2 protein-coding genes are annotated in these 3,351 nt (G+C 29.5%); both read left to right on the top strand.

Annotated elements, in window-relative coordinates:
• The first annotated feature begins 507 nt into the window (after positions 1-507).
• Complete coding sequence (locus FWJ34_RS18850) at positions 508-2,742, top strand: hypothetical protein (RefSeq protein ID WP_308256869.1); 2,235 nt, start codon at positions 508-510, stop codon at positions 2,740-2,742.
• Between the two features lie 71 nt (positions 2,743-2,813).
• The coding region (locus tag FWJ34_RS18845; protein ID WP_308256868.1) for a hypothetical protein at positions 2,814-3,351 on the top strand (538 nt) is incomplete at its 3' end.

Here is a 3,351-nt window from a genome sequence, read left to right as displayed (position 1 = left end):
ACCGAAGGGAGTACAACATTACACGATTTAATCAATGTACTTTTTCAGCCCGTAAGTATTTATACTCATTACCCTTTCTAATTAGTTTTGTAGCTTTTTTCATACAAATTATAAGGGTTGTGATTGTCTTTAAACCTTTTATGGGTAAGGGTTTTTAACCACAAATAAATTTGGAATTATATAACCTTCAAGTATATTTAGTCTCTTTACAGGCTTACGTTTTGAAACCCATAACCACTAATTATTTTTCTGGTTTATACTTGGCAAAGGCTTCATATATTACGTTCTCATCGTATAACAACACCCCTTGAATCCCACTTGCTGTCTGTATTTCAACCTTTATCGACACGGTATTTGGCAACCTTTTTAAATAGTTTCTCAAGGTTGTGTTTTCAGGATCTCTACCTACCATTCTGGCGATAGTGCTTTGAGATACTTTTCTAGTTTTCCCTACATCAGAATAGGTATTTAAACTTAAATCTCACTCATTTTGTTTGTTAATTAACAATGGTGAGTTTAGGTGATATGGCTTCTAAACCCGTAAGAAATAATCGAAATAAAACAAAATCAGTCTATAAGGGTATAAGTAAAAGCCAACGAATAAGTAATAAAACTAAAAGCGGAAAAAATATCAAAATATCTGATGATAAAGTTATTATTACTGCCCAAATAGGTGATAATTCTGGAACTAAAACTTTTGTAAAAACCCTTGATTATATCCGCCGTGATTCTTTAGGTAGATTTATCTCTGGTATTAACCAAAAAAAACGTCAAAAAATAGAAAAAATATTCAATCGCCCTGTAAAATCTTCTCGTCAAGTTCAAAATTTTCTGGATAGATTAGAGCAAAGATATAAAGTCAAAATTGATGTGGGAAGTAGATTTAATACTATTCGAGATTTATATTCCCTAGAAACTCAAGTAAAAAAAATTCGTGAAAGGTTAGATAAGTTAAATCCTGCCATTAGACTTGTTAATAAATTTAGAGATTCTATTAATTTCAACCGTAAAAAAGTTAGTAATTCTCCTCGTGTCAATAAAAGTATTTCTAAACCTTCTTTGCTAGAATCAACAGATTTTCAGGATTATGTAAAAGTGGTTTATGGGATTAAAGATAGTATCACAACGATAAGAAATAAGATAAGTTCCCGTGTTGATTCATTTAAAAAATACTTACTAAATATTGATACTAATTCTCGATTAAATCCTAGTAAACCTCTTAAATCAAGACAGGATTATATTGATTTTATTGATAGTATTTCTAAAAAATTTAAGGTTTCTTTACAAGTAAATTTAATAGATAAAAAGACAAGTATTGATACGATTAAAAAGGAAATTTTAAGGATACAAAATCTAGTTTTATCTCAAAATAAAAATACTGATTTATCAGTTATTAATTATAATTCAAAAGATTTTAAGGATTTTATTTCTACTATTGAAAAGTTTGTCTCAAAATCCGATCATTCTGGTTGGATAAAGGTGTCTAAATCAGGAGGGAAAACAGAGTCTCGCTTGTCTAATAAATCACGTCAATTTAGCCCCAATATGAGTTATGAGGATAGATATGCAGAATCTTATATTCAGGCATCAAAAATACTTGGTAATCCTCTTACTAAAATCCTTTCTCAATATTTAGACTTAACACAACTAAATGACGATGATTTAAAGAAACTTAAGTTACAAATTATCGGTAGTTTAGTAGGTTTTAATTTCCAGAAAAATAAGAAAACAAATAAGTCAGAATTTGGGTTAACTAGCCCTGAACTATTACTGTCAGATTCAGGTGTTTATCTTTTAAGTTTGTTTTTTGATGAGGGTAATAATAAGGTAAGGGCTAATCTTAATTCTGCTAAAGGTAATGAAGTTTTGTGGGAAGAATATGTCCTTAAATTGGGTACTGAAGTAGTTAATAATAACCCTTCATTATTAGCTAAAAATTTAGATGAAGATGGTATTTATAAAAAAGGTTTAGAGGAATTAAATAAATTATTAGTAAAACAAGTTTTTGATAGATCTAAGAAGTTTGAAAAGAAAAGTTTTATTGATGAATTAGGGAATATTATTGAATATTATGAGTTAACTGATAAACAAAAAATTGATTCTTTAAATACTATTACCCCTGTGGTTTTAAACACTGAGAAGTCCCGTCATGGACAAGATGTTATTGCTTTGGCGGATTCTATTCCTGTAGGGGGTGATAAGTATTCTCCTGATAAATTAAAGGAAGTTAGGGAAGAAATTAAAGAAAAAAATGTGTTAAATAATGTTTATGATAGTAAAGGAAATAAGATTAAAAATGTTTTTGATGAAAGTGATAAATTTTTAATAGTAGAATCTCAGGAAAGAGTTAGAAATATTTTGACTTTGGGGAAGTTAGAAGATATAAAAACTAAAATTGTAGAGATTGAAAATTATAATGTTTTAAGCCCTGAATTTAGTAATAAGTTGAAGAAAAAAGTATCAGATTTTTTACTAGGGTTGGGGAAATCTGATCAATTTATTAATGATTTTTGGCAATTAACTTCATCTGAAAGAATTAAAATTATTGAGGGAATTAAATCAGATGATAAATTAAAGAGTTTATTGAACTTAGGGCTTCCTGATGATATTCTTAATTTTGTCCTCCAATTTGAAGATAAGACACGGGTAGAAAAAGTATTTTCGATCCTTATTCTGATAAGTTATATTTTGGGAAGTTTGATTGGCTACCTCTTGATAATTTTACTAATCCTGTCAAAATAGCTGAAGAAAGTTTAGGGGGGTTAGAGCTACAAAAGGCTAAATTAATCAGAGTTTTAAATCAAGGTGAAGGGGTGGTAAATGGTGTTTATAAAAGAAGTACTAGCTCTGGTGAAGGGCTTGAAGCTCATCACTGGAAACAGTTTGCTTATCTTAACCCTGATACGGCAGAACCTATTTTGGTGATTGATACTCGCCCTATGTCAAACTTAATTCAAGGTATTAATCAAGGGGTAAATCCTAAACAAATTAAAGGGGTTTTGAACTCTAATAAAAATATTTATGCTTTACAAGTTGATGAATTACAGTATTTGAAAATAGAAATTGATGATAATTACGGAGGGGGAAAGAATAATTTATCTCTTATTCAATTACAAGATTTAGTGGAAAATGGGTTGGCGAGGGTTTACATTGATGGAGAGTTTAAAGATTTAGATGGTATGGTTAAATCTTATAAAAATATTTTGACGGCTTTACCATCTGGTATAAATTTTAAACAGGATTCTCTAGGTGATTATAAAGTTGATTTAGGCTCTAGTGATTATTTTAAGTTAGTTTATGACCAACAAGGGGAGATTGATTTTAAAAACTCTCCTGCTACCGTGTCAGGGG

This window comes from Geminocystis sp. GBBB08 (assembly GCF_016743215.1).
Lineage (GTDB): Bacteria > Cyanobacteriota > Cyanobacteriia > Cyanobacteriales > Cyanobacteriaceae > Geminocystis.
This window is presented reverse-complemented; position numbering and strand designations above follow the sequence as displayed.

What these genes read in the sequence shown, in the direction of transcription:
- FWJ34_RS18850 (WP_308256869.1), top strand. Translation starts at nt 508, where the DNA reads ATGGTGAGTTTAGGTGATATGGCTTCTAAACCCGTAAGAAATAATCGA.